Source organism: Streptomyces sp. 2323.1 (assembly GCF_900221035.1).
Classification (GTDB): Bacteria; Actinomycetota; Actinomycetes; order Streptomycetales; family Streptomycetaceae; genus Streptomyces; species Streptomyces sioyaensis.
This window is the reverse complement of the sequence record NZ_LT907981.1, coordinates 7,400,518-7,425,737: the sequence shown is the minus strand read 5'-3', so window position 1 is coordinate 7,425,737 and position 25,220 is coordinate 7,400,518. Positions and strand designations below refer to the sequence as shown.

Sequence of the window (25,220 nt, the reverse complement as noted above, 5' to 3'; positions counted from 1 at the left end):
CGTGTGTCACGTGTGGCGTCGCGTCTCCCGGGCACCCGCCAGGGCACGAGCCAACAGCACAAGGAACCCGGCAAGGCAGCATGCCGCGGTAGCGCCGTGGCAGCGGAACGGACGCACATGAGCAATGGATTCATGGGTCCGGAGGGTTACGGCCCGGACTCTTTCGGTGACTTCCTCGCGCGCTTCTTCGGTGCCGCACAGTCCGCGGACGGCAAGGCGGGCAAACCCGCGCACCCGCAGGCCGACATCGCCCGCATGATGAGCGGCCCCGCCCGGGACCTGGTGACCTCCGCAGCCGCGTACGCCGCCGAGCACGGCAGCCCGGAGCTCGGCACCGAGCATCTGCTGCGCGCCGCCCTGGCCGCCGAACCGACCCGCAGCATGCTCCAGCACGCGGGAACCGATCCCGACACGCTGGCGGCCGAGATCGACCGCGGCGCCGGTACGGGGCCCAAGCAGCGCAGCGTGGCGGTCACCCCCGCGGTCAAGCGGGCGCTGCTGAGCGCGCACGAGATGGCGCGGGACAACGGGGCCTCGTACATCGGCCCGGAGCATGTGCTGGACGCCCTGGCCGCGAACCTGGACTCGGCGGCTGGGCGCATTCTGAACCTCGCCCACTTCGAACCATCGGCCGCGCCGCAGGGCAGTCACGGGCCGCAGCACTCGGGGGGTGAGCACGGCGCCGCTCCGAAGCACGACACGCCGACCCTCGACAAGTACAGCCGCGATCTGACCGACCTGGCCCGGGCGGGCCGGATCGACCCGGTCATCGGCCGCGGGGAGCAGATCGAGCAGACCATCGAGGTGCTCTCCCGGCGCGGGAAGAACAACCCCGTGCTGGTCGGCGACGCGGGCGTGGGCAAGACCGCGATCGTCGAGGGCCTGGCCCAGCGCCTCGCGGACGGGGACGTCCCCGAGACCCTGGCGGGCCGGCGCGTCGTCGCCCTGGATCTGACGGCCGTCGTCGCCGGCACCCGCTACCGCGGTGACTTCGAGGAGCGGATGAACGCGATCATCGAGGAGGTCCGCGCCCACCCCGGCTCACTGATCGTCTTCATCGACGAGCTGCACACGGTCGTCGGCGCCGGCGGGGGCAGCGGGGACGGCGGTTCCCTGGAGGCGAGCAACATGCTCAAGCCCGCCCTGGCCCGCGGGGAGCTGCACGTCATCGGGGCCACCACCCTGGAGGAGTACCGGCGGCACATCGAGAAGGACGCCGCGCTCGCCCGGCGCTTCCAGCCCATCCTGGTGCCCGAGCCGAGCGTCTCCGACACGGTGGAGATCCTGCGCGGCCTCCAGGACCGCTACGAAGCGCACCACCAGGTCCGCTACACGAACGAGGCGCTGCTCGCCGCGGTCGAGCTCGCCGACCGCTACATCGCCCACCGGTTCCTTCCCGACAAGGCCATCGACCTGATCGACCAGGCCGGCGCCCGGGTGCGGCTCCGTTCGGGTGCCACGGCCACCGATGTGCGCGAACTGGAACGCGAGGTGGAGCAGCTGGCCCGGGACAAGGACCAGGCGGTGGCCGCCGAGCAGTACGAACGGGCCACCGAGCTGCGCGACCGGCTCGCCGAAGTCACCGCGCGGATCGAGGCCGAGCGGGGGGAGCCGCCGAGCGACTGCCGGATCGTCAGGGTCAGCGCCGAGGACATCGCGGAAATCGTGTCGCGGCAGACCGGTGTGCCCGTGAGCAGCCTGACCCAGCAGGAGAAGGAGCTGCTGCTGGGGCTGGAGGGGCAGCTGCACACCCGGGTGATCGGGCAGGACGACGCCGTCACGGCCGTCTCCGAGGCGATTCTGCGGTCGCGGGCCGGCCTGGCCGACCCGAACCGTCCGATCGGCAGCTTCCTCTTCCTCGGCCCGACCGGCGTGGGCAAGACCGAACTGGCCCGCGCGCTCGCCGAGGCGCTGTTCGGCAGCGAGGAGCGCATGGTGCGGCTGGACATGAGCGAGTATCAGGAGCGGCACGCCGTCAGCCGGCTGGTCGGTGCGCCCCCCGGATACGTCGGCCATGAGGACGCGGGCCAGCTGACCGAGGCGGTGCGCCACCACCCCTATTCGCTGCTGCTGCTCGACGAGGTGGAAAAGGCGCACCCCGATGTCTTCAACATGCTGCTGCAGGTCCTCGACGACGGGCATCTGACCGACGCGCAGGGCCGCACGGTCGACTTCAAGAACACGGTCATCGTGATGACCAGCAACCTCGGCTCCGAGGCGCTCAGCGGCGGCCGCGGCGTGCTCGGCTTCGGCCCGGACATCTCCGGGGCGGAGGCCGGCGACGGCGCGCGGGAACGGGCGCTGGGCTCGCTGCGCGACCACTTCCGCCCGGAGTTCCTCAACCGGCTCGACGAGATCATCGTCTTCCGCCGGCTCACCGACGACCAGCTCCGGCAGATCACCGGTCTGCTGCTCGACGGGACCAGCCGCAGGCTGCACGCCCAGGACATCACCATCGAGTTCACGCCCGGCGCCGTGGACTGGCTGACCCACCGCGGCCACCAGCCCGAATACGGGGCCCGGCCGCTGCGCCGCACCATCCAGCGCGAGGTCGACAACACGCTCTCCCGGCTGCTGCTCGACGGTGCGCTGTCGCCCGGGGACCAGGTGCGCGTGGAGGTCAAGGACAACGAGCTGGCCTTCAGTACCGGCGTGAAGAAGTAGGAGGCCCGGTGGGAGGACTGGGGCCGCGGGACACCGCGCCGGGCCGCCGTGAGTCGCCGGAGGAGCGGGCCGACCGGCGGTGGGCCGAGCTGCTGCAGGAAGTGCGGGTCATCCAGACCGGCGTGCAGATCCTCTTCGGCTTTCTGCTGACCGTCGTCTTCACCCCGCGCTTCGCCACCCTCCAGCAGACCGACAAGACCATTTACGTGGTGACGGTCCTGCTCGGCGCGGCCACCACCGGCGCGCTGGTCGGCACGGTGACCTTCCACCGGCTGGTCGCCGGCCACCGGCTGAAGCCCGAGACGGTGTTCTGGGCCTCCCGCCTGTCCATGGTGGGGATCGTCCTGCTGCTGGCGACGGTCACCTCCGCGCTGCTGCTGATCCTGCGCATCGCGATGAACGACTCCGCCGTCCCCTGGGTCGTCGCGGGGCTCGTCGGCTGGTTCATGCTCTGCTGGTTCGCGCTGCCGGCCTGGATTCTGCACCGGTACTCGTCCAGGGAGTGAGCGGGCGGCAGGGGCAGTGGGCAGCAGGGGCCTGCGCCCGCCGGGCCGGGACACCGTGGGCCCCTGCCGGACGAGCCACACCGGCTGCGGTACGCAGGACGGGCCGCCAAGGGCGCGGGCCGGTCCCCTGGTCAGGGTCCCGGCCCGCGCCCTTGGCGGCCGTTGCGGAGTGCGTGGTCACGCCCCCGCGGTGGCCGCGCCGGCGCGGCGCGGACGGGTCAGCAGCGCGGCACCCGCGAGTCCGGCGGTGACGATCGCCAGGGCCACGGCGAGCATCTCGGGCCACATGCCGGTGTCTCCCAGCCCGCTGCCCAGCGGGGCGAAGACCCCGGCCCGGGACAGCGCGTGCAGGGCGATGATGATCATTGCCCCGGCGGCACTCGCCGTCCAGACCAGGGCGGTGTCGCGCATCGCCAGCAGCCCGGCCAGCATCAGATAGATGACGGCGATGGCCATCGAGAGCCCGGCGACCGCGGGCGCGCCCTGGAGGTGCGCGGCGTTCACCGGCAGATGACCCAGCCCGCACAGCGCCAGGGCCAAGGCCGCCGGCCAGCGCAGTACGGACCGCAGCACGCCGGGGACCGCGTAGCCCGGCTGGCGGGATGCATCGTCCGGCGTGGACCACGGCCCGCTCTGCGGCATACCGGTCGTCCGCTGGGCCCACGGCGGGCGGCTCGGCGGCTGGTTGACCAGGTTCTCGCGCTGCCCGGGGGCGAGCGGCTGACCGTCGCGGCCCAGGGGGCGGACATCGGGGTCGAGGACGTGCATGTTCGCGGTGGGGTCCGGTTCGAAGGGCCCACCCGGCCCGCCGGGCCCGCCGGGCCCACCGGGGCCGCCGGGGCCGCCGGGGCCGCCAGGTCCGCCGGGGCCGGGCGGGAAGTGCTCGGCCATGGGGTAGTCCTCGCCGCCGCCGGCCTTCGTACGGTCGAACAGCTCGATCAGCTGGGCGACCTCCTCGACGGATCTGTCGACGGCCACCGCGCGCAGTGCGTCATTGCTCGATTCCGCGGTGTGCGGAGCGGCTCTGAGCATGTCGAAGAGCGCAGCGACCTCGCTCACCGGACGGGAAATGACCGCCATACGCAGCGCTTCATCACCGGGGTTGGGAACGTCGCCACTGCGCTTGAGCAGCTCCACAAGGGCGGCGACTTCCTCCAAGGGCCGATTGGTGACTGCCTCCCACAAAAGGGTGCGGGCGGAGTTTTTCTCAGGGGTCATGGGCGGAAAGTGCTCGCCGGTTCCTGTCGAGGACAGTTCGGCGTCGCCCCCACAAAGAGCTGGTTCGGATGACATGGAGGGACTCCACTGAACGAGGGGAGCGTCAAACACCAGAAGCGCTGACACTCGGCGGACTGTGAGCGTGCTGTGCTTCAGCCAACGTCCCTACGGGCCGCCCTCGCCATTCAGGAAGGCCATCCGGTGGAGACACGCCGTGACGCCCGGGCGTGCCGCGCCCCGCGGCCGCGGACCGGCGGACTCGGCCGGACCCCACAGGCCCGGCCCGCCCCACCCGGCGACACGGGTGCGCCCCGCCCGTCCCCGGTGCTCCTGACAGCAGGACTGACAGCAGGACTGACAGCGGGACATTCCTCCTCACGGAGTGTGACTTTGCGGGGGTTGCTGGGCGCTGCCCGGCCTGATTCGCTGGTAATACAGCTCTCCCCCACACCGCCCAAGGAGAGATCATGAGCGCTACCGGAGAATCTCGCGGACGCATCCAGCAGATGCGCGACAAGGCCCAGGAATTGCAGGCGGCCGCGGAACGCGCCGGCGACCCCGAGGAGCGCAAGCGGCTCCAGGAAAAGGCGCGCAGGCTGCAGTCCCAGAGCGAGCAGGAAAGCGGGATGGCCAGCGGAGACATCTACCCCTCGGAGTGAGGGCCGCTCCACGTCCTCACGGGAAGCGGGAAACACCGCGGACGGGACGCGCCCTCGGGCCGCGTCCCGTCCGCCGTATTCCCTCCGCTGTGTTCTGCCCCGCCGGGAACTCCCGGCGGGTCGGCCCTGCTACTTCTTGACGAATTCGGTGGTGTAGGTCTTCTTCAGGTCCACCGTGGCGTTCTTCAGGTTGGGGTTGAAGGACTTCAGCACCCGCTCGACGGTCGCCGGGCCGTCGGCCGGCATCACCCCGTCCTTGGTGAACATCGGCAGGGTGTCCTTGATCGCCTGGGCGTACAGCTTCTTGCCGCCCTGGGCGTAGTCGGCCGGCATCTTGGCGGCGATCTGCTCGGCGGTGTGGGTGGACATCCACGTGAGGGTCTTCACGAAGGCCTTGGCCAGCTTGTGCACGGTCTCCTTGTGGCTGTTCACCCAGTCGGTGTTCATGTAGAGGCTGGAGGAGGGGTAGGGCCCGCCGAGCGCCTTCTGGGAGCCCTCCGGGGTGCGCATGTCGAGGAGGACCTTGCCGAGGTTCTTGTCCACGATCTGCGCGACCGTCGGGTCCGTCGTCATCCCGCCCTGGATCGAGCCCTGCTGGAGGGCCGAGAGGAACGTCTGGCCAGCGCCGACCGCCACCGGAGTGAACTCGTTGGTCTGCACCCCGTTCTTCACCGCGAGGTACTTGGTCAGGAAGTCGGTGGACGAGCCGAGGCCGGTGACACCGAGCTTCTTGCCCTTGAAGTCCTTGGGCGAGGTGAGCTCACCGGCCGCCTTGTTCGACACCACCTCGACCTCACCGGGGGCGTGCGCGAGCTGCACCACCGACTCCACCTGCTTGCCCTTGACCTGCAGATCGAGGGTGTGGTCGTAGAAGCCGACGACGCCCTGGACGTCGCCGGAGACGAGCGAGGTGGTGGCCTGCACACCGGCCGGTTCGGTGAGCAGGGTGACGTCCAGGCCCTCGTCCTTGAAGTAGCCGAGCTGCTGGGTGAGTCTGGCCGGCAGGTAGATGACCTTGTCGAGGCCGCCCACCATGATCTTGATCTTGCCGTTCTTGTCGTCGGAGCCGGCGGCCGCGGAGCCGCCGCCGCAGGCGGTGAGCGTGGTCAGGGCGAGGGTGGCGGCGGCCACGGCGGCCGAGATCTTCAGTGGGGTACGCATGGTCATGTCCTTGTGAGGTGGCAGGCGGAAAGGGGGGTGGGGGCGGGAGGGGTCAGCGGCCGTCGCCGGCGTCGGCCGGCTTCCAGCGGAAGAGCCGCCGTTCGAGGAAGGCCAGCAGCCCCTCGGCGAGCAGGGCGACCACGGCGAGGATCACCATCGCGGCGTACACACCGGCCGCGTTGAAGGTGCCCTGGGACGCCGCGACCAGCAGGCCCAGTCCCTTGGTCGCGCCGATGTACTCGCCGACGATCGCGCCGATCAGCGCGAAGCCGAAGCTGACGTGCAGGCTGGTGAAGATCCATGAGGTGGCGGAGGGGATCACCACCTGCAGGGTGACCTGGCGGTTGCTGGCGCCGAGGATCCGGGAGTTGGCGACCAGGTTGCGGTCGACCTCGCGTGCGCCCTGGAAGGCGTTGAAGAAGACCGGGAAGAAGACCAGCACCACGGCCGAGGCGACCTTGGAGGCCGGTCCGAGGCCGAACCAGATGAGGAAGATCGGGGCCAGCACGATCCGCGGGAGCGCGTTGAGCACCTTGATGTACGGGCCCAGCACATCGGCGAGGAAGCGGATCCGGCCCAGCGTGATGCCCAGCACCACACCGCCGATGACGCCGATGACCCAGCCGAAGAGCGCTTCGTAGAGCGTGTACCAGACCTGCTCCCACAGCGTGCCCTGCGGGGTGCCGTGCAGCGCCCACTGGACCGTCTGGTCCCAGATCTTCGAGGGCATCGAGAAGTTGAAGGGGTCGATGACGGCGGCGCGGGCCAGCCACTCCCACAGCACGAGCAGCCCGACCAGCAGCAGTACCCGGGTGCCGTACACCAGGAGCTTGTGGTTGCGGGCGGCGCGCGCCCTGGCCTGCGAGCGGTCGGTGCGGCCCGGTGCCGTGCGGGAGGTGACGGGGGTGACGGTTTCAGGCGACATGTGCGGCACCCCTCTCGCGGGTGATCCGGACCTCTTCGCCGAGTGAGGACCAGATCTCCCGGTAGATCTCCAGGAACCGCGGCTCCAGCCGGATCGATTCGACCTTGCGGGGACGCGGCAGATCGACCGCGAAGACCTCCTTGACGGTCGCCGGACCGGCGGTCATGACCACCACCTTGTCGGCAAGCGCGATGGATTCCTCCAGGTCGTGGGTGACGAAGACGACGGAGGCGCCGGTGCCCGACCACAGCTCCAGCAGTTCGTCCGACATCAGCGCGCGGGTCTGCACGTCGAGCGCGGAGAACGGCTCGTCCATGAGGAGGATTTCGGGGTCGTTCACGAAGGTCGCGGCGAGGGCGACGCGCTTGCGCTGCCCGCCGGAGAGCTGATGCGGATAGCGGTCCTCGAAGGCCGCCAGTCCGACCCGGGCGAGCCATTCCCGGGCCCGCTGCCGGGCCTCCGTCTTGGGGACGCCGCGGAACCGCGGGCCGGCCATCACGTTCGACAGCACGGTGCGCCAGGGGAAGACCGCATCCTGCTGGAAGACGAACCCGATCTTGTCCCCGATGCCCCGGACCGGCTCGCCGGCGACCAGCACGTCACCTTCGGTCGGCTCCTCCAGCCCACTGACCAGGGTCAGCGTGGTGGACTTGCCGCAGCCGGTGGGGCCGACGACCGCGACGAACTCACCGCGTTCGACGACCAGATCCAGATCCCGGACGGCGGTGTGCAACGCCCCCGAGGGAGTGCGGAATGCCTTGCTCGTACCCCGCAGTTCGATAGCGGGGCTCGTGTGCCTGTTCATGGCCGGGAGGCTAGGAGTGAGCGGGGCCACAGCGGCAGCCTTGTGGTCGCAAGCGGCTTTCTGCGCGCAAACCCTGTTGTGCTCATTTTGCTCGCGCTAGAACAGCTAAGTCTTTATCAAGGGGTGCGCATTTGCTCACGCACGGCCTACCGTGCGTGCACCGCGAGATAACTGGAAGTTTCGGTTCCGCAAGCGAGCGGAGGGCCGGAGACGAGGGAGGCCCCATGCGCATCCGCCGGCCCCGACGTGTCTTTGCGCAGGTGCTGACCGCGCAAGTGACCCTCACCACCGGGGTCATGGTGCTGGCCACCGGCCTGTTCCTGGCCCCGCTCAGCTCCCAGCTGGACGATCAGGCGATGCGCCGTGCGCTGTCCATCGCCCAGACCACCGCCGCCGAACCGGACCTCGCCCGGGAGCTGGCCGCCACCGCGCCGGACGCCCACGGGCCGGTGCAGGCCGACGCCGAGCGGATCCGCAAGGCGACCGGGGCGCTCTACATCGTGGTGATGGACACCCGCGGAGTGCGCTGGTCGCACACGAACCCCGCCGAGATCGGCCGGCACGTCTCCACCGACCCCAGCCGGACCCTGGCCGGACGGCAGGTCCGGCAGATCGACACCGGGACGCTGGGGCGTTCGGCCCGCGCCAAGGTGCCGCTGCGCGACGACCGCGGCCGGATCGTCGGCGCGGTATCGGTCGGCATCGCCTACGACAGCGTCCACAGCCGGCTGCTGGGCACCATCCCCGCGGTGCTGCGGTACGCGGGCGCGGCACTGGCCGTCGGCGTCCTGGCCGCGCTCGTCCTCGCCCGCGGGCTGCGGCGCCGTACGCACGGGGTGGCGTTCGCCGACATCTCCGCACTCCTCGACGAGCGGGAGGCGATGCTGCACGGCATCCGTGAGGGGGTGGTCGCCTTCGACCGGCGCGGCCGGATCCGGCTGGTCAATGACGAGGCCGAGCGGCTGCTGGGCCTGGACGGGCAGGCCGCGGGGCGGGCGCTGGACGAGGTGCTGGCGCCGGGCCGGACGACGGATGTGCTGGCCGGGCGGGTGGCCGGCGCGGATCTGCTGGCCGTCAGCGGCGGGCGGGTGCTGGTCGCGAACCGGATGCCGACGCCGGACGGCGGGGCGGTGGTGACGCTGCGCGACCGTACGGAGCTGGAGCTGCTCGGGCGTGAACTGGACAGCACCCAGGGGCTGTTGGACGCACTGCGGGCACAGGACCACGAACACGCCAATCAGCTGCACACGCTGCGCGGACTGCTGGAACTCGGCCGGCACGACACGGCGGTGGCCTTCGTCACCGAAGTGACCAGCGCCCAGCGGACCTCCGCCGAGCAGATCGCGGAGCGGGTGCACGACCCGCTGCTCTCCGCGCTGCTCGTCGGCAAGGCGGCCATCGCGGCCGAACGCGGCGTACCACTGCGGGTGTCGCCCGCGACGCTGCTGCCCGATGCGGTGGTCGACCCGCGCGATCTGGTGACCGTCCTGGGCAATCTCATCGACAACGCGCTGGACGCCGCCGCCGGGCACCGCCGTGCCGAGCCGTTCGTCGAGGTGGAGCTGCAGGCCGAGGGCAGTACGGCCGTGCTGCGGGTCTCGGACACCGGAGCGGGGGTGCCGCCGGAGCTACGGGAGCGGATCTTCGCCGAGGGCTGGTCCACCAAGGCCGTCCCGCCGGCCCCCGCGGACGGGCCGTCCGGGCGCTCGGTGGCCTTCCACCGCGGCCGGGGCATCGGCCTCGCGCTGGTGCGCCGGCTCGCCGAGCGCTACGGCGGGATGGCCCGGGTGACCGCCCGCGCGGGCGGCGGCGCGGTCTTCACCGTCGTCCTGCCCGAGGCGCTCGCCCCGCCGGCCGACTCCCCCGGGCGTGCCCTCACGACCACCGGAGAGCCCAGGTGAGCGGGGTGTCGCGGCGCCGGGAGCGCCAGGAACGAGCGGAGTCGGCCGGGCGAGGGCCGAGCGCAGAATCACAGCAGCGAAGAACCGGGTGAGCGGAGCGTCACGATGATCGATGTCCTTGTGGTGGACGACGACTTCCACGTCGCCGAGATCAATGCCGCCTACGTGTCCCAGGTGCCCGGCTTCCGGGTCGCCGGCCGCGCCCACACCGCCGCCCAGGCCCTGGCCACGCTGGAGCGCACCCGGATCGATCTGGTGCTGCTCGACCACTATCTGCCCGACGAGACGGGGCTGGCGCTGGTGCGGCGGCTGCGGCAGCTCGGCCACCGCACCGACGTGATCATGGTGACGGCGGCGCGGGACGTCGCCACCGTCCAGGACGCGATGCGCAGCGGCGCGCTGCAGTATCTCGTCAAGCCGTTCGGCTTCTCCGGGCTGCGGGCGAAGCTGGAGGGCTACGCGGCGCTGCGCCGGACCGTGGCGGGGGTGGGGGGCCGCGGCGAGGCCGGCCAGGAGCAGGTGGACCGGATCTTCGGCGCCTTCCGGGCGGCCGACTCCGCGCACACCGAGCTCCCCAAGGGCCACTCGGCGGCGACCGTCGAACTGATCCGCCAGGTCCTGGACCAGGCCGGACACCCGCTGTCCGCCCACGAGGTCGCCGAACGCTCCGGCGTCAGCCGCTCCACGGCACAGCGCTACCTCAAGCACCTCGAACGCAGCGGCCACATCACCCTGACCCTCAAATACGGCGACACCGGACGCCCCGAACACCGCTACCGCTGGACACGCGCCCACTGACCGAGGCCCGGCGGGCCGCCCCGGCCCGCTGCCCTGGCCCGACTTACATGCCCGGACTTCCGCGGCGGCGCACCGCGCGACCAGGCACCCGTGCACCGACAGTAGCCGGGCCACTACGACCGCCCGCGGGGTCCAAGGGGCCGGGCCCGGACCCGTCAGGGGAACGATCTGGGCCCCACCCCTTGACAGCTCCCCCGGCCGGATCCGACGATCCCCGAGTGAACCTGTCAGACAGCCAGACAGCTGGCGGCACCCCTCGGCGCGTCAGTGCCATGGAAGCGGTGCTGCACCATTTGCGCGACGCCATCGAGCGGGGCGACTACGCGGTCGGCGACAAGCTCCCGTCGGAGGCAGAGCTCTGCCGCCGGCTGGAAGTGAGCCGCCCCGTGCTCCGCGAGGCGCTGCGCGCGCTCCAGACGATGGGGCTGACGGTCTCACGTACCGGCAAGGGCACCTTCGTCGTCTCCGACGGTGCGGCGGCCGACCCGACCTTCGGCGACTACACGGCGAGTGACCTCCTGGAGGTCCGTCGTCATGTGGAGATCCCGGTGGCCGGGTACGCGGCCGTGCGCCGGACGCCGGAGGACCTCGATCACCTGACCCATCTGCTGGAGCGGATGGAGCAGGAGACCGACACCACCGCGTGGGTGGCGATGGACACCCTGTTCCATCTCGCCGTCGCCCAGGCGGCCCGCAATCCGGTCTTCCGCCGGGTCATCGAGGAGATCCGCGATGCACTGGCCCGCCAGTCGGCATTCCTCAATGAGCTCGGCGGACGGCGCGAGCAGTCCAACCGGGAACACCGGGCGATCGTCGAGGCCCTCGTCGACAGCTCCGAACAGGACGCCGTGGACGCCATGGCGCACCACCTCGCACGCGTCGAGACGACGCTGACCACCATCGTGCGGCCCCAACACCACACGGCCCCCTCCACGGAAGACGAGGATCACGCGTGAGCGAGCAATCCCTCCGGCAGGCGGAACGGCAGCAACAACAATCCACACAGGACGCCGCAGAGCGGCCGGCGGGCGGGCATGTGGACGCCGGCGACGCCGGTTATCAGAAGTCCCTCAAGTCCCGGCACGTCAACATGATCGCGATCGGCGGGGCCATCGGCACCGGGCTCTTCCTGGGCGCGGGCGGCCGGCTCGCCGACGCCGGGCCGTCACTGTTCGTGGCGTACGCGCTCTGCGGACTGTTCGCCTTCCTCGTGGTGCGCGCCCTGGGCGAGCTGGTACTGCACCGGCCGTCCTCCGGGGCGTTCGTGTCCTACGCCCGGGAATTCCTCGGCGAGAAGGGGGCGTTCGTCGCGGGCTGGATGTACTTCCTGAACTGGGCGACCACCGGAATCGCCGACATCACGGCGGTGGCGACCTATACGCACTACTGGGGCATGTTCTCCGATGTGCCGCAGTGGGTGATCGCACTGATAGCCCTCGCGGTCGTGCTGACCGTGAACCTCATCTCCGTGAAGATCTTCGGCGAGATGGAGTTCTGGTTCGCGATCGTCAAGGTCGGTGCGCTGGTCGTCTTCATGCTGATCGGCATCTTCCTGCTGGTCACCCAGCACCCGGTCGGCGGCCACTCCCCCGGCCCCGCGCTGATCGCCGACCACGGCGGGATCTTCCCGACCGGAACGCTGGCGATGCTGCTGGTCATCCAGGGTGTGGTGTTCGCCTATGCCTCGGTCGAACTGGTCGGCGTCACGGCGGGCGAGACCGCCGAGCCGGAGAAGATCATGCCCAAGGCGATCAACTCGATCATGTGGCGGGTGGGCATCTTCTACGTCGGCTCGGTGGTCCTGCTGTCGATGCTGCTGCCCTGGAGCTCGTACTCGGCCGACGAGAGCCCCTTCGTCACCGTGCTGTCCCGTGTCGGCGTGCCGGCCGCGGGCGGCGTGATGAACCTCGTCGTGCTCACCGCCGCGATGTCCAGCCTCAACTCCGGCCTCTACTCCACCGGCCGCATTCTGCGGTCGATGGCGATGTCCGGCTCCGCGCCGAAGTTCACCGGCGTGATGAGCCGCAGCCAGGTCCCGTACGGCGGCATCCTGCTCACCTCGGGAATCTGCGTCCTGGGCGTGGGCCTCAACTACGTCGTGCCGAGCGACGCGTTCGAGATCGTGCTCAACTTCGCGGCGATCGGCATCCTCAGCACCTGGGCGATGATCATGATCTGTCATCTGCTCTTCTGGCGGAAGACCCGGGCCGGGGAGCTCGCACGCCCCAGCTACCGGCTGCCCGGCTCGCCGTGGACCGAGAGCGTGACGCTGGCCTTCCTCGCCCTCGTCCTGGTGCTGATGTGGGCCGACGGCGGAGCGGGCCGGACCACCGTGCTCTCGCTCCCGGTGATCGTGGCGGCACTGGTCGGCGGCTGGTTCCTGGTACGCGGCCGGGTCGGCACCCTGCGGGACGCGGCGGCGCACGAGAGCGGTGCACCGGTGGCCGCCGGGAGCCCGGACGCCGCCGACACCATTCCCCACCCCCGGCCTGGCGAAGGCCCCCACAGCAGTGAATCCAGCGAGAGTTGATGATGAGTCAGAGCAGCACCATCCGGCCGCACCGCGCCCCGGGCGAAGCACCCGCGGTCCGCGAACCGGCACACGTACCCGTCGCCCACGTGGTACGCGGAGGAATGATCGAGGGCGTCCACCACGGGTCGGTGGTGGTCCTGGCGTCCGACGGGAGCGTGGCGTTCCAGGCGGGCGACATCGAGGTCGCGTGCTACCCGCGCTCGGCGCTGAAGCCCCTCCAGGCGGTCGGGCTGCTGCGGGCGGGGCTGCCGCCGCTGGACGACGAGTTGCTGGCCCTGGTCGCGGCCAGCCACTCCGGTGAGGAACGGCATCTGTCCGGCGCCCGGCGCATCCTGGCCGCCGCGGAGCTGGCCGAGGACGACCTGCGCAACGTCCCCGACCTGCCGTACGACCCGGCCGTCCGCGACGAGTGGATCCGGCGCGGCCTCGCCCCCTCCCGCCTGGCGCAGAACTGCTCGGGCAAGCACGCCGCCATGCTGCTGACGGCCCGCACCCGGGGCTGGCGGCTGGACGACTACCTCGATCCCGGGCACCCCTTGCAGCAGGAGCTCGCCGCGACCGTGGAGGACCTCACCGGCCAGCGCATCGCCCGGGTCACGGTCGACGGCTGTGGCGCCCCGCTGTTCTCGGTCTCGCTGCACGGGCTGACCCGGGCCGCCGCCCGGCTGGCGACGGCGGCGCCCGGCACCGACGAGGGCCGGGTCGCCGAGGCGATGCGCGCCCACCCGGAGATGGTCTCCGGCAGCAGCCGGGACGTCGCCCGGCTGGTGCGGGCGGTGCCCGGTCTGCTCGCCAAGGACGGCTTCGAGGGGGTGCAGATCGCGGCGCTGCCGGACGGCCGGGCCGTCGGCGTGAAGATAGCCGACGGCGCCGACCGCGCCCGGATGCCGGTGACGGCGGCGGCCCTGGCGCGCTGCGGCGTCGACCCCGAGGTCCTCGCCCCCTTCGCCACCGCCCCCGTCCTCGGAGGCGGCGCACCGGTGGGCACACTCCGGGCCGTGCACACCACGGCACCACACCTCTCCTGACACCCCATCACCTCACCTCCGCACACCCCTCCCCTTCACAAAGGACCCTCAGCACCATGACTGCCGCCGGCCACCGCCGCGAACACGATCTGCTCGGCGACCGCGAGATACCGGCCGAGGCGTACTGGGGCGTGCACACCCTGCGCGCCAGGGAGAACTTCCCCATCACCGGTACGCCGATCGCCGCCTACCCGCATCTGATCAATGCGCTCGCCGCCGTCAAGGAAGCCGCGGCCCGGGCCAACGAGGACCTCGGACTGCTGGACCGGGAGCGGGCCGACGCCATCGCCGCCGCATGCCGGGAGATCCGGGACGGCGGCCGGCTGCACGACCAGTTCATCGTCGACGTCATCCAGGGCGGTGCCGGTACCTCGACGAACATGAACGCCAACGAGGTGATCGCCAACCGGGCGCTGGAGATCCTCGGCCACGACAAGGGCGACTACCGCCATCTGCACCCCAACGAGCACGTCAACCTCAGCCAGTCGACCAACGACGTCTACCCGACGGCCGTGAACGTCGCCACGATCATCGCCGTACGGGAACTGCTCGACTCGATGACCGTCCTGCGCGAGGCCTTCGCCGCCAAGGCCGAGGAGTTCCACGACATCCTCAAGATGGGGCGCACCCAGCTCCAGGACGCGGTGCCGATGACGCTGGGCCAGGAATTCTCGGCGTACGCGGTGATGCTGGAGGAGGACCAGAGCCGGCTGGCGGAGGCCGTCCTGCTCATCCACGAGATCAACCTCGGCGCCACCGCCATCGGCACCGGCCTCAACGCCCCCAAGGGCTACGCCGAGGCGGCCCGTGACCACCTGGCCACCCTGACCGGTCTGCCGCTGGTCACCGCCGCCAACCTCGTCGAGGCCACCCAGGACTGCGGCGCCTTCGTCCATCTCTCCGGTGTCCTCAAGCGCATCGCCGTCAAGCTCTCCAAGAGCTGCAACGATCTGCGGCTGCTCTCCTCCGGCCCGCGCGCCGGCCTCGCGGAGATCAACCTGCCGCCGGTACAGGCCGGTTCGAGCATCATGCCCGGCAAGGTCAACCCGGTGATCCCGGAGGTCGTCAACCAGGTCGCCTTCGAGGTCATCGGCAACGACGTCACCATCACCATGGCCGCCGAGGCGGGCCAGCTCCAGCTCAATGCGTTCGAGCCGGTCATCCTGCACTCCCTCTCGGAGAGCATCACCCACCTCGGCGCCGCCTGCCGCACCCTCGCCGAGCGCTGCGTGGCGGGGATCACCGCCAACACCGAGACCCTGCGCGCGAGCGTGCAGAACTCCATCGGCCTGGTCACCGCGCTCAACCCGCACATCGGCTACACCGCCGCCACCGCGATCGCCAAGGAGGCCCTCGCCACCGGCCGCGGCGTCGCCGAACTGGTCCTGGAACAGGGCCTGTTGCCGGCCGACCGCCTCGCGGCCCTGCTCCGGCCGGAGGAAATCGCGGGCACCGGGGGCGCCAGGTAATCCGCGTCCGCGGCAAGTGCCAGTGGTCCGGTGCACCGACTCGGACCACTGGTGCCGGCGCCATCCCTGATCTTGCGTGGGCATCCCCGGCTTCAGCCGGGGAGGGAAACGCATCCGCGGATCGGAGGCGCGCAGCGCCGGAGTTCACTGCTCCTGTGGGGTGACGGTCGGATGGGCCGCTTCTGGTTCTCGATGTACTGCCGGACCACGGTCAGCGGTGCGTCGCCGCAGGACCCGGCGAAGTAGGAGATATCGGGGTTTGGTTCCCAGCGCGGTGACATACTCCAAGAGGAGAAGCTGGCCGGGGAAGGGAGTGGGCCGGATGATTCGTGCGTACAAGTTCCTCATCAGGCCCACCGCGGGCCAGCAGGCCGCACTGTCGGCGATGCTGCGGGATCACTGCACGCTCTACAACGCTGCGCTCCAGGAGCGCCGCGACGCCTACCGGCACACTTCGAAGACGACGGTCCGGTACGGGCAGCAGTCCGCCCAGCTCAAGGACATCCGGGCCTTCGACCCGGACCACGCCCGCTGGTCCTTCAGCTCGCAGCAAGCCACCTTGCGACGCCTGGACAAGGCGTTCTCTGCCTTCTTCCGGCGCATCAAGGCCGGTGAGGCGCCCGGCTATCCGCGCTTCCGCTCACACAAGCGGTTCGACACGGTGGACTTCCCCAAGGACGGCGACGGCTGCCGTTGGGACGCCACGCCGCACGACCCCGTCACCCGTGTCCGGCTGCAAGGCATCGGCTGCGTCAAGGTGCACCAGCACCGTTGCGTGGTCGGCAAGGTCAAGACGGTCAGCGTCAAGCGGGAAGGCCGCCGCTGGTACGTCATCCTCACCGCCGACCAGGCACAGCCCGAACCTCTCCCGAAGACGGGCAGCGTCGTCGGCATCGACATGGGCATAGCCAACTTCCTCGCCGACTCAGGTGGCGAGTTCGTGCCCAATCCCCGCCACGGCGCAAAGGCCGCCGCGAAACTGGAATCCGCACAGCAGGCACTCGGCCGGTGCAAGCGCGGCTCCAAGCGCCGCCGCAAGGCCGTGGAAACGGTGGCCCGACTGCACCGCAAGGTGCGCCGTCAGCGACTGGACCACGCACACAAGACCGCGAACACCTACGTTTGCGGCAACGACTTCATCGCGCACGAAGACCTCAAGATCCGCAACATGAGCAAGGCGCCGGTACCCAAGCCGGACGCCGACAGGCCGGGCGCGTTCTTGCCCAACGGTGCAGCCGCGAAGGCCGGACTCAACCGCGCGATCGCTGATGCCGGATGGGGGGTGTTCCTCCAGATCCTCACCGCCAAGGCAGCATGCGCCGGACGGGAAGTAATGGCCGTGGACCCCCGCAACACCTCCCGGCGGTGCCCCGAATGCGGGCACACCGCCAAGGAGAACCGGCCCACCCAGGAGAAGTTCCACTGCATCTCGTGCGGCCACAACGCGCACGCTGACACGGTGGGCGCCCTGAACGTTCTACGGGCCGGGCTGGTCCGTCGTGACGCCAACCCGGCTTAGCGAGAAGCCCCCGCGTTTACGCGGGGGAGGAGTCACGACTCGGACAAGCTGCGGCACATGGACTGGATGCCCCTGCTCTCCACACTGACCGGTGCCGTCATCGGCATCGCGGCCACTCTGCTCGCCGATCGCAACCGGTGGCAGCGGGAGGAGGCCAGGCACGCGCCTGCGCACGCTGCGCGACGCCTACGCCCGAGGGGTGGCGGTCGGCTCCGCCGAGGCAGCGCCCCTGATAGCGCAACGACGGGCGGCCATGGCGCAGATGCGTCACCTCATGCGTGCGGACCTGGGCATCGGGCCCCTGGGGATCGAGTGAGCGAGTGAGCGAGACGATCCGCAAACAGCGACGCGTAAAGCTCACTTGTCGGGCGGGCGTGTCTCCTGCGGGATGTGGTGGATGAGGAGCAAGGCGATGTCGTCGGTGTGCGGTGCGCACGGTTCGGTCCGCTGGACGAGGGTCTCGGCGAGGGCGCTCATCGGCCCCGGTGGCGACTGCGCGAGGCGGTCGGCCAGGCTGCTCATCGCCTCCTCGATGTCGCAGCCGGGGGCCTCCACGAGTCCGTCGGTGTACAGGGCGAGCGTGCTGCCGGGGTGGAAGGGCACTTCGATCGTCGGGTAGTCGGCGTCGGGGTCGACGCCGAGCAGCAGGCCGGGCGGCAGGGTGAGGACTTCGGTGCGGCCGTCGGGGTGGCGGCAGATCGGCGGCAGGTGGCCGGCGGTGGCCAGCCGGGCGCGGTGCTGCGCCAGATCGAGGTGGACGTAGAGGCAGCTGGTCAACAGGCTGGCGTCCATGTCGGTGAGCAGTCGGTTGGTGCGGGCGAGGACTTCGCCGGGGGGTGCGCCGGCGGTGGCGTGCACGGCGGTACGTACCTGGCCCATGAGGGCGGCGGCGTTGACGTTGTGGCCCTGGACATCGCCGATGGTTGCAGCAGCGGTGTGGGCATCGAGGCGGACCAGATCGTAGAAATCGCCGCCGACATCGATCGTGCGGCCGGCGGGAAGATAGCGGGCGGCCACGTCCAGGCCCGGGACGGCGGGAAGGACGGTCGGCAGCAGGCCCGCTTGCAGGCTGCGGGCGAGGTGGTGTTGGGCGTCGTAGAGGATGGCGCGGTCCAGGGCCTGCGCGATGAGGCCGGCGAGAGAGGTGAGCACGGCCCGTTCCTGCGGCGTCCAGGGGAAGGGCCGGTCGTAGCCGAGCACCAGCAATCCGGCGGGGGAGCCGGAGGCGATCAGGGGGAAGAAGGCGCATGCGGCGATGTCCTCGAGGACCACCACGTGTGGGTAGGCCCGTACGAGGTCCTCAGTGGTCGCGAAGAAGCTGGGAACGCCACTGGTCAGGGCCTGGACGCCGGGGGTCTCGTCGGTCAGGAGGGTGGCGTCGAAGCGGGCCATGAGCGTGGCGGTGAAGCCGCGTTGGCCGATGACGCGCAGCCGGCCCTCCTCGGCCGTCAGCAATGCCAGGGCCTGGATGTCGAAGGCCGACATGAGCTGGCTGGCGACCCGCTCCATCACGTCCCGGACCCCGACCGCTTCGGCGAGCGTGGCGGCCAGGTGCAGCAGGTGGTAGAGCACATTCGCCCGGCCCGGGGCCGCGGGCTCCGGCGCATGACGCGGTGGCGGGGTGCCGGCGGAGTCGGACCCGGCGGCCGGGGTGATCAGGACGCTGAGACCGCCGGCGTCCGGATGGAGCTCGAAGGACAGCCGGCGGTCCGGCGGGCGCAGCGCGGTGAAGGAGAGGGACCGACGGCTGATCACGGCGGCCCGGTAGTGGTCTTCGAAGCCCGGATCGTCCAGCCAGGGCAGGGCCTCCCAGGGCAGAGCGCCCAGCAGATCGGGGATCTCGGCGCCGACCAGCTCGGCAGCGCCAGCGGTGACGAAGGTGATCCGGCCGTCCAGATCCAGCGCACAGCAGCCCTCGGGGAGCCGTTCAGCGAAGTCGAACGCGGCCAGCGCCTCGGCCGCCGCGGGAGCGCGGGCCCGCAGTGTCGGGATCAACCGTGGCTCCCGGCCGGGCAGTACCGGGTGGTCGCTGTCGGCGGCCCGCTCCAGCAGCAGCCCCAGGCGCCGGCAACAGGATTGGAGCGCGTCGGCCTCCTGCTGGGCCAGTTCCGGCGGGTGCGCGCCGGGCCACATCAACGCCAGCCCGCCCCACACGGCCGTATCCGTGGTGATCGGCGCGATGGCCACCGCGAACGCTTCAGGCAGCAGCAGCGCGGTCCGCGGATACCGGCGCGCCACCTCCTCGTAGTCGTGCAGCCATACCAGCCGCCGCTCCCGGACGGCATCGGCCACCGGAGCCCGGGCCGTCAGCCACACCTGCTCCCAGGGGGCGACGATCCGCCGGGAGATCCCGGTCAGCACGGTCAGTTGCAGATGATCGGCGCCCGGGGGCAACAGGTAGACCAGCCCCCCGGCAGCGTCCGCCTCCTGCACGGCCTGCACCAAGGGAGCCTCCAGCAGCATGTCGGAGCCCCCGGCTGCGGCGCCCCCGAAGAGACCCTGCACCGCCGTCACCCGCCCCCGTCGGCGTGCACGGTGGCGGCCCGTACGCGTCCGAAACGACTGCGCGCCGCCTCGGCAGCGATATCCAGGGCGGCACCGGTCTGCGCCCAACTCGTCCCGACCTGCCGGTCCACCGCCACCGCCCGGCGCATCAGCCGGCCGACCAACTCTGGCAACGACCCGCCGCACCGGCCACACCAAGCATCCACATAGGGGCATTTTACGTCTGATATCGGGCGAGGGCCGGAGGCCGGGCCGGACCGCAGCCACGGTCCGCTCCCCTGAGGCGCTCGGCGCGAAGTGGGAGCCGCGAGGTTTCCGCGGACGGTCCCGGCGGGGCGGCGACCGGCCGGGACCGGTGGGGACACCGGGTGAGCCGCGTGAGTCCGGTGGCGGGCCGGACGTGACCGGCGGGCCGATCAGACAGTCAAAACCCTTTGAAACGTGGTCAGTTGAAAGGACCGCGGGCTCACCCGTCAGCAGCCCCGCCCCCACGCGAGAGGGTCGCGCGGACCCACTTGCCGCCCTCGGGGTCGCGGCCGCAGGTCCAGGACTCGGCGAGCGCCGCGATGATCTGCATGCCGCGTCCGCAGTCCTCGTCATGGCCGGCGGCGCGCTGGACCGGCAGGATCATGGACCCGTCATGCACCTCGATGTGCAGCACGTCGGCCTGCAGGGCGAGCCGGAGAGTGGTCACGGCATCCGTCCCCCGTTCGCGCCCGTAGGCGGCCGGCAGCCGCGCTCCGTGGCGAATGGCGTTCGTGGCCAGCTCGCAGACGATCAGCACGGCGGAATCGATGAGGTCTTCGCTCTCGCCCCAGAACCGCAGGGACTCCGCGGTGAAGTTCCGGGCTTTCCTGGCGGAGGACAGGACTGCCGGCAACGTGAGCGAGACAGAAGGAAGTTCGACATCCCACGGGATGGCGAATTCAGCCACTGCAGTCATTTCCTTAACCCTTCAAACAAGCAAGCGCGCGATCCACCCGGCCGCGTTTGCAGCATTCGCCGCTTTTGCTCAGATGAGCATCCACAGCTCATATATGCAATTACTCCCCATTAAAGATCCGCAAAGGGCGATGTCAATGGTTTTCGAGGCCTCTTTTGAAACATGAGCAACTCATGCTCAGACGAGCAGTTTCGGCCGGAATTCGTGACGGTGCGCAGCAGATCGACGCTGCCCGGTGAGCCGCGCCAGGTCATTTCACGGCGCCGAGCGAGAGGCCCTGGACGAGCTTGTCCTGGGCGGCGAATCCGGCGAGGAGCACGGGAAGGGAGATGAACGTGGCGGCGGCGCACACCTTCGCCAGAAAGAGGCCCTGGCTGGTGACGAAGCCGGTCAGAAACACCGGCGCGGTGCCGGCGACGACGCCGGTCAGGACCCGGGCGAAGAGCAGTTCGTTCCAGCTGAAGATGAAGGAGATCAGGGCCGTTGCGGCCAGGCCGGGGAGGGCGACCGGGGCGACGATCCGGGTCAGCGTCGTGGCCAGACCCGCGCCGTCGATCGCGGCGGCCTCCAGCATTTCCACCGGAATCTCGGCGAGGAACGAACGCATCATCCATACCGCGATCGGCAGATTCATCGCGGTGTAGAGGAGGACCAGCAGCCAGACGTTGTCGAGCATTCCGGTGTGCTGTGCGACGAGGTAGAGCGGGAGCAGTGCGGCCACCAGCGGCAGCATTTTCGTGGAGAGGAAGAAGAAGAGGACGTCGCGCCATTTGCGCACCGGTTTGATGGACAGGGCGTAGGCCGCGGGGACGGCCAGGGCGAGGACCAGGAGCGTGGAAACCACCGAGGCGGTCAGCGAGTTGAGGAGCGGGGGCCAGGGACTGACGCCGCTGCCCTCGCCGAAGAACTCGCGGTAGCCGTGCAGGGTGAGCGGAGCGCCGAGGCTGGGCGGGTTGGTCGCCGCATCCGTCTCGCTGTGCAGGGAGGTGAGCACCATCCAGGCGACGGGCACGAAGAAGAGCAGTCCGCACAGCCAGGCCAGCAGGACCAGATACGTGTGCCTGCGACGCCGGCGCCGGGCGGCGGCCGGCAGCCGCTGGACGGCGCGCAGCAGGCCGGTCATCGGCTGCCCTCCTCGCGCAGCAGGGACGAGACCGTACGCAGCGCGAAGGCGGCCACGATCAGGGAGCAGATCACCACGACGACGCCCTGTGCGGACGCCAGCCCGTAGTCGTGGGCCTGGTAGAAGGTCTGGTAGATCGTGTACGGGAGGTTGGCGGTGCCCAGGCCGCCGGAGGTGAGGGTGAAGACCGCGTCGAAGTTCTGGACGAGGTAGATCGTCCCGAGCAGGGCGGCGAGTTCCAGGTAGCGGCGCAGATGCGGCAGCGTCAGATAGCGGAAGATGTCGAACGCGGAGGCGCCGTCCACCAGGGCGGCCTCGACGGCGTCGGCGGGCCGGCTCTGCAGTCCGGCGAGCAGGATCAGCATCATGAACGGCGTCCACTGCCAGATCAGCGTCACCTCCACCGCGACGAGCGGAGCACCGGTCATCCAGTCCGGCTGCGGCGGGCTGTCGCTGCCGAACAGGCCCCACAGCCAGGTCAGAACGCCGTTGAGGAGGCCGTAGGAGGTGTTGAACAGGGCGTGCTTCCACAGCAGGGCCGCGGCGACCGGCACGATCAGAAACGGCGTGATGAGCAGGGTGCGGACGAGGCCGCGGCCGTGGAAGCGCCGGTCGAGCAGCAGCGCGAGGCCCAGCCCGAGCAGCAGGCTGACCAGGACCACGGTCACCGTCAGCAGGATCGTGGTCACTACCGCACTGCGCAGCGCGGGGTCGGTGAAGACGGCCCGGTAGTTGTCGAAGCCGGCGAAGCCGCGGTTCTGGGGGGCGAGTGCGTTCCAGCGGAGGAAGGAGATCACCGCGGTCGTCACGAACGGGAGTTGGGTGACGATGATGAGGAAGAGCAGGGCGGGGAGGAGGGGCGCCCGGCGGGCCCGCACCGTGGCCCGGTCCATGGCCGCACGGCTGCGGGCGTCCACGGCACCGTGCGGGCCGGACGCCGAGGCGTCAGTGGCCTGCGTAGACAAGGGCCACCTCCGCCGCCAGTCGCTGGCCGTGCCGGAGTGCGGCGGCCACGCTTTGCTTGCCGGCAATGGCCGCACTGATCTCCTGGCTGGTCTTCGTACCCAGGTCGGCGAACTCGGGGATGTCCACGAACTGGATGCCGGGCACGGGCCGGGGCTGGACCCCCGGGTCGTCGGGCCGGGCCGTACTGATCGCCCGCTCGGTCGGGCCGGCGAAGGCCCGGGCGGACGCGGTGTATTGCGGGTTGCGGTAGAGCGACGCCCGTTTGCCGCCCGGCACCTTCGACCAGCCCAGCTCCCGGCCCACCAACTGTTCGTACTTCTTGCTGGAGGCCCAGGAGATGAATTTCCACGCCGCGTCCTGGTGCTTACTGGCCTTCTGCAGCCCCCATGCCCAGGTGTAGAGCCAGCCCGAGACGGCGGTCCTCTCCACCGGCGCCGGTGCGTAGCCGACCTTCCCGGCGACCTTGGACTCGCCGCTCTCCAGCGAACCGGCGCCGGCCGTCGCGTCGTACCACATCGCCACCTTGCCCTGCTGCATGTCATTGAGGCACTCCGTGTAGCCGGCTTGCGGGGCGCCCGGCTCGCCGTGTTGGCGCACCAGATCGACATAGAACCGGGTGGCCGCGGCGAAGGCAGGGCTGTCGACCTGCGCCCGCCAGTCCTTGGTGAACCACGTCCCCCCGAACGTGTTCACCACGGTCGTCAGCGGGGCGATCAGCTGTCCCCAGCCGGGCTGCCCGCGCAGACAGATCCCCTTGACGCCCTTGCGGATGCCGTCCAACTTGGCGGCCATCGTGGCGACTTGGCGCCAGGTGGGCTTGGCCGGCATGGTCAGCCCGGCGGCCTTGAGCAGGTCCTTGCGGTACATCAGGAACGACGACTCGCCGTAGAACGGCTCCGCGTAGACCTTGCCGTCGGCGGCCGTCAGGGACTTGCGGACCGGGGAGAGGATGTCGCCCTGGTCGAAGGCGCGGTCCTTGGCGGCCCGCGCACCCAGGTCGGTCAGCCAGCCGTTACGGGCGTAGATCGGCGTCTCGTAATTGCTCAGGCTCGCCACGTCGTACTGCCCGGCCTGGCTGGAGAAGTCCTGGCTCATCTTGTCGCGCAGATCGTCCTCCGGCAGCACCGTGAAATTCACCTTGATGCCGGTCTCCTTGGTGAAGTGCTCGGCGGTGAGCCGCTGCAGATCCACCATCTGCGGGTTGTTCACCATCAGCACGTTGAGGGTGTTCTTGCCGCTGTTGCCGACATCGCCGGCGCCCCGATAGCAGCCGCCTGCCGCCAGCACCACGGCCAGGGTCACGGCGGCCTGCCGGACGAGGTGACCGGGGCGGCCTCGTCCGGCCCGACCACGGCGTCGTGCTCTCACGGCTGGCACCTTTCACCCCGCCCACTTCTGCCGGCACCAGGTCTATCGCCTCGGGGCGCGAACGTGCCCCTGCCGGCGGACGACAAGCGCACGGTTCCCGCGTTCAGAGCAAGCTTTCGGCCACCCTGGCGTCGGTGACCACGCCGTTGAAGAGACCGGTCTTCACCGCCGCCGAGGCAGCGGTTGCCCGTTCGATGCCGTCGGCCAGCAGAATCACCTCGGGCACCTTGCGCAATTCGTCGAAGCTGATGGCAATGACCCGTTCGGTGAGTTCGGGGACGATGATGCGTCCTTCCGCATCGAGCAGATGACCCGCGACTTCGGCGCATACTCCGCGGCTGCGGTACTCCTCACGTTCGGCGTCACTGAGCGCGTCGAACACGGTGGAGAGCCCCGGCCCCCATCCGCCGACGGTGACCACGGCCTTGGTCAGCCGGCTGAAGTGGCGGATCGCGTCGACCACGCCGGGCTGCTCCCGCAGCATCCGGGCCGCCGTCGCATCGGGCAGCAGCAGCGGTGCGTAGATGGGGTGGACGACGCCGCGCGAAATGGTGGCGGCCCGGCGTACCGCCTCCACCGCCGTCTTGTTCACGGGCCGCAGCGGGGTCACCCCGCACAGCTGGACGACCGTGCAGCGGGCGAGTGTGGTCAGCCCGAGGCCGAGGGCCTCGATCTCGGGGCCCCAGACGAGCCCGAGGACATCGTTCTCGGTGACGATCTCGGCGAGCAGGTCGGCCGCGACCGCGCCGAGGCGGCGGGTGGCCTCCACGGTGTCGTCCGGGACCTCCTGCCGCGAGTCGATGACGATGGCGTGCCGCAGGCCGAATCGCGTGCGCAGGGCGTCGGAGAGGTCGGCGTCGAGTTCGGCGGGCAGGCGGATCTCCAGCCGGATCAGGCCGTCGCGGAGGGCGGTCTCCAGGGTCCGGGCCACCTTGAACCGGCTGATGCCGAATTCCTCGGCGATCTCCATCTTGGATTTGCCTTCGAGGTAGAACCTCCGGGCCATCGCAGCCGTTTGGACCAGGTACTCCGGGCCGGTGTGGTGGGTACGCATGGCAGGCCTGGCCTTTCTGGACGCTGCGCCGTCGGTGCTCGCATGAGCGCGTACGCCTCATATGCACCTTTTCTC

Annotated in this window: 21 protein-coding genes and 1 pseudogene; 10 read left to right on the top strand and 12 right to left on the bottom strand. The window is 70.6% G+C overall.

From position 1 onward, the window contains the following. Positions 1-117 precede the first annotated feature (117 nt). The gene (locus CPH93_RS32125; RefSeq protein WP_096214835.1) at positions 118-2,664 is read left to right on the top strand and encodes an ATP-dependent Clp protease ATP-binding subunit; all 2,547 of its coding nucleotides are present in this window, start codon (positions 118-120) and stop codon (positions 2,662-2,664) included. Between the two features lie 8 nt (positions 2,665-2,672). Further along, positions 2,673-3,170, top strand: a complete 498-nt coding sequence (locus CPH93_RS32120) for a DUF6328 family protein (protein ID WP_096214834.1) — start codon at positions 2,673-2,675, stop codon at positions 3,168-3,170. 177 nt (positions 3,171-3,347) lie between these two features. Here CPH93_RS32120 and CPH93_RS36055 read toward each other — a convergent pair whose 3' ends face one another. After that, a complete protein-coding gene (locus CPH93_RS36055) occupies positions 3,348-4,388 on the bottom strand; it encodes a hypothetical protein (protein WP_162501005.1) in 1,041 nt (346 codons plus the stop codon). A gap of 467 nt (positions 4,389-4,855) precedes the next feature. Between CPH93_RS36055 and CPH93_RS32110 the strand changes: the two genes are divergently transcribed. Further along, positions 4,856-5,047: a DUF6381 family protein gene (locus CPH93_RS32110; protein ID WP_040901172.1), complete on the top strand. Its 192-nt coding sequence runs from the start codon at positions 4,856-4,858 to the stop codon at positions 5,045-5,047. A 129-nt stretch (positions 5,048-5,176) separates the two neighbouring features. Here the strand turns inward: CPH93_RS32110 and CPH93_RS32105 are convergent, their stop codons facing one another. Genes CPH93_RS32105 through CPH93_RS32095 form a run of 3 tightly spaced genes read right to left on the bottom strand, consistent with a single transcriptional unit; the run spans position 5,177 to position 7,938 of the window. Beyond that, positions 5,177-6,208: an ABC transporter substrate-binding protein gene (locus CPH93_RS32105; protein WP_093481783.1), complete on the bottom strand. Its 1,032-nt coding sequence runs from the start codon at positions 6,206-6,208 to the stop codon at positions 5,177-5,179. Positions 6,209-6,260: 52 nt separating this feature from the next. Next, the gene (locus CPH93_RS32100) at positions 6,261-7,133 is read right to left on the bottom strand and encodes an ABC transporter permease (protein ID WP_093481784.1); all 873 of its coding nucleotides are present in this window, start codon (positions 7,131-7,133) and stop codon (positions 6,261-6,263) included. Next, positions 7,123-7,938 carry an ABC transporter ATP-binding protein gene (locus CPH93_RS32095; RefSeq protein WP_006606647.1) on the bottom strand — a complete coding sequence of 272 codons (816 nt, stop codon included), beginning with the start codon at positions 7,936-7,938 and terminating at the stop codon, positions 7,123-7,125. The genes CPH93_RS32100 and CPH93_RS32095 overlap by 11 nt, the downstream gene beginning before the upstream one ends. 224 nt (positions 7,939-8,162) lie before the next feature. Here CPH93_RS32095 and CPH93_RS32090 point away from each other — a divergent pair, with 224 nt between their 5' ends. The 6 genes from CPH93_RS32090 (at position 8,163) to aspA (ending at position 15,667) form a co-directional block, all read left to right on the top strand. Further along, the gene (locus tag CPH93_RS32090; protein ID WP_093481785.1) at positions 8,163-9,839 is read left to right on the top strand and encodes a sensor histidine kinase; all 1,677 of its coding nucleotides are present in this window, start codon (positions 8,163-8,165) and stop codon (positions 9,837-9,839) included. A 105-nt stretch (positions 9,840-9,944) separates the two neighbouring features. Further along, on the top strand, positions 9,945-10,637 hold the full coding sequence (locus CPH93_RS32085; RefSeq protein ID WP_093648520.1) for a response regulator: 693 nt from the start codon (positions 9,945-9,947) through the stop codon (positions 10,635-10,637). 218 nt (positions 10,638-10,855) lie between these two features. Continuing rightward, positions 10,856-11,593, top strand: coding sequence for a FadR/GntR family transcriptional regulator (locus CPH93_RS32080; RefSeq protein ID WP_096214832.1), 738 nt, complete (start codon positions 10,856-10,858; stop codon positions 11,591-11,593). Next, positions 11,590-13,167, top strand: coding sequence for an amino acid permease (locus CPH93_RS32075; protein WP_231977028.1), 1,578 nt, complete (start codon positions 11,590-11,592; stop codon positions 13,165-13,167). The genes CPH93_RS32080 and CPH93_RS32075 overlap by 4 nt, the downstream gene beginning before the upstream one ends. After that, a complete protein-coding gene (locus CPH93_RS32070; RefSeq protein WP_096214831.1) occupies positions 13,167-14,198 on the top strand; it encodes an asparaginase in 1,032 nt (343 codons plus the stop codon). Before CPH93_RS32075 ends, CPH93_RS32070 begins: the two co-directional genes overlap by 1 nt. Before the next feature lie 56 nt (positions 14,199-14,254). Next, positions 14,255-15,667, top strand: a complete 1,413-nt coding sequence (gene aspA, locus CPH93_RS32065) for an aspartate ammonia-lyase (RefSeq protein WP_093481790.1) — start codon at positions 14,255-14,257, stop codon at positions 15,665-15,667. Between the two features lie 170 nt (positions 15,668-15,837). Here the strand turns inward: aspA and CPH93_RS37660 are convergent. Continuing rightward, a pseudogene (locus tag CPH93_RS37660) lies at positions 15,838-15,915 on the bottom strand (IS200/IS605 family transposase); the annotation flags it as partial. A gap of 74 nt (positions 15,916-15,989) precedes the next feature. Here CPH93_RS37660 and CPH93_RS32060 point away from each other — a divergent pair. Next, on the top strand, positions 15,990-17,186 hold the full coding sequence (locus CPH93_RS32060) for an RNA-guided endonuclease InsQ/TnpB family protein (protein ID WP_096214830.1): 1,197 nt from the start codon (positions 15,990-15,992) through the stop codon (positions 17,184-17,186). 357 nt (positions 17,187-17,543) lie between these two features. On the opposite strand, the gene CPH93_RS32050 is transcribed toward CPH93_RS32060, so the two are convergent. The 7 genes from CPH93_RS32050 to CPH93_RS32025 form a co-directional block, all read right to left on the bottom strand. After that, positions 17,544-19,649: a SpoIIE family protein phosphatase gene (locus CPH93_RS32050; RefSeq protein ID WP_096215671.1), complete on the bottom strand. Its 2,106-nt coding sequence runs from the start codon at positions 19,647-19,649 to the stop codon at positions 17,544-17,546. Positions 19,650-19,696: 47 nt separating this feature from the next. Further along, on the bottom strand, positions 19,697-19,864 hold the full coding sequence (locus tag CPH93_RS35945) for a hypothetical protein (RefSeq protein ID WP_159395085.1): 168 nt from the start codon (positions 19,862-19,864) through the stop codon (positions 19,697-19,699). 293 nt (positions 19,865-20,157) lie between these two features. Next, entirely contained in the window at positions 20,158-20,625 is a 468-nt protein-coding gene (locus CPH93_RS32045; RefSeq protein ID WP_159395084.1) for an ATP-binding protein, read from the bottom strand. A 259-nt stretch (positions 20,626-20,884) separates the two neighbouring features. Next, entirely contained in the window at positions 20,885-21,757 is an 873-nt protein-coding gene (locus tag CPH93_RS32040) for a carbohydrate ABC transporter permease (protein WP_093648526.1), read from the bottom strand. Then, positions 21,754-22,650, bottom strand: coding sequence for a carbohydrate ABC transporter permease (locus CPH93_RS32035; protein WP_197708776.1), 897 nt, complete (start codon positions 22,648-22,650; stop codon positions 21,754-21,756). The genes CPH93_RS32040 and CPH93_RS32035 overlap by 4 nt, the downstream gene beginning before the upstream one ends. 52 nt (positions 22,651-22,702) lie before the next feature. Further along, positions 22,703-24,091 carry an ABC transporter substrate-binding protein gene (locus CPH93_RS32030; protein WP_162501016.1) on the bottom strand — a complete coding sequence of 463 codons (1,389 nt, stop codon included), beginning with the start codon at positions 24,089-24,091 and terminating at the stop codon, positions 22,703-22,705. A 103-nt stretch (positions 24,092-24,194) separates the two neighbouring features. Next, entirely contained in the window at positions 24,195-25,145 is a 951-nt protein-coding gene (locus CPH93_RS32025; RefSeq protein WP_093648532.1) for a sugar-binding transcriptional regulator, read from the bottom strand. Positions 25,146-25,220: the final 75 nt, after the last annotated feature.

Coding starts and splice junctions, on each gene's coding strand:
- CPH93_RS32070 (WP_096214831.1), top strand. CDS start 13,167: ATGATGAGTCAGAGCAGCACCATCCGGCCGCACCGCGCCCCGGGCGAA.
- CPH93_RS32050 (WP_096215671.1), bottom strand. CDS start 19,649: ATGCTGCTGGAGGCTCCCTTGGTGCAGGCCGTGCAGGAGGCGGACGCT.
- CPH93_RS32040 (WP_093648526.1), bottom strand. CDS start 21,757: ATGACCGGCCTGCTGCGCGCCGTCCAGCGGCTGCCGGCCGCCGCCCGG.
- CPH93_RS32105 (WP_093481783.1), bottom strand. CDS start 6,208: ATGCGTACCCCACTGAAGATCTCGGCCGCCGTGGCCGCCGCCACCCTC.
- CPH93_RS32125 (WP_096214835.1), top strand. CDS start 118: ATGAGCAATGGATTCATGGGTCCGGAGGGTTACGGCCCGGACTCTTTC.
- CPH93_RS32090 (WP_093481785.1), top strand. CDS start 8,163: ATGCGCATCCGCCGGCCCCGACGTGTCTTTGCGCAGGTGCTGACCGCG.
- CPH93_RS32060 (WP_096214830.1), top strand. CDS start 15,990: ATGATTCGTGCGTACAAGTTCCTCATCAGGCCCACCGCGGGCCAGCAG.
- CPH93_RS32025 (WP_093648532.1), bottom strand. CDS start 25,145: ATGCGTACCCACCACACCGGCCCGGAGTACCTGGTCCAAACGGCTGCG.
- CPH93_RS32110 (WP_040901172.1), top strand. CDS start 4,856: ATGAGCGCTACCGGAGAATCTCGCGGACGCATCCAGCAGATGCGCGAC.
- CPH93_RS32095 (WP_006606647.1), bottom strand. CDS start 7,938: ATGAACAGGCACACGAGCCCCGCTATCGAACTGCGGGGTACGAGCAAG.
- CPH93_RS32085 (WP_093648520.1), top strand. CDS start 9,945: ATGATCGATGTCCTTGTGGTGGACGACGACTTCCACGTCGCCGAGATC.
- CPH93_RS32035 (WP_197708776.1), bottom strand. CDS start 22,650: ATGGACCGGGCCACGGTGCGGGCCCGCCGGGCGCCCCTCCTCCCCGCC.
- aspA (WP_093481790.1), top strand. CDS start 14,255: ATGACTGCCGCCGGCCACCGCCGCGAACACGATCTGCTCGGCGACCGC.
- CPH93_RS32100 (WP_093481784.1), bottom strand. CDS start 7,133: ATGTCGCCTGAAACCGTCACCCCCGTCACCTCCCGCACGGCACCGGGC.
- CPH93_RS36055 (WP_162501005.1), bottom strand. CDS start 4,388: ATGACCCCTGAGAAAAACTCCGCCCGCACCCTTTTGTGGGAGGCAGTC.